General features: G+C 58.2%; 1 protein-coding gene. It reads left to right on the top strand.

Annotated elements, in window-relative coordinates; translation table 11 throughout:
• The first annotated feature begins 99 nt into the window (after nucleotides 1-99).
• Nucleotides 100-423, top strand: a complete 324-nt coding sequence (locus EFY87_RS13030; RefSeq protein WP_123271930.1) for a transposase family protein — start codon at nucleotides 100-102, stop codon at nucleotides 421-423.
• Nucleotides 424-550 lie beyond the last annotated feature (127 nt).

The raw sequence follows: 550 nt of genomic DNA, 5'->3' as shown, positions 1-550 counted from the left end.
CTGTTCACGACGCTGCTGCGGACCGATCTCGGCCCTGCCGCGAGACCTGAAAACAGCTGCTGACCTGCGAGGATGCGTTAGTCTACGTGGCATTGCCCCATCGACGGTCGCCGTCACGACAAAGCCGCACTGGCCGCATCTGGACTGCTGGACACACCCCACACGACCCGGCCCGTCCACGTCGGCGATAAAGGCTACCAAGGGTGCGACATGATCACACCGATCAAGAAGCCCGCCGGAGGCACCCTGCACGCGACAGACAAGGCGTACAACAAACAAGTCAACCAGATCCGATACGTTGTCGAACGCGCGAACGCACACCTGAAGAACTGGAAAATTCTTCACACCGACTATCGCCGCTCCCTCGACACTTTCGCCACCAGCATCACAGTCGCAATCGGACTCTACTTCTTCAGGTCGTGAGAATAAGCCTCTTCGTACCTCTAACCCCATGTTGGGAGGTAACGGCCGCGGCAATTCTGCTGCGGTGGCGCAACTGTAGGGGCAGGTTGCTGACCGGCGCACTACTTTCAAGAAAATGTTCATCAGA

The sequence above is a fragment of the Flexivirga caeni genome, from assembly GCF_003724155.1.
GTDB lineage: Bacteria > Actinomycetota > Actinomycetes > Actinomycetales > Dermatophilaceae > Flexivirga > Flexivirga caeni.
The sequence above is the reverse complement of the archived record's forward strand: the minus strand, read 5'-3'. Positions and strand labels throughout refer to the sequence as shown.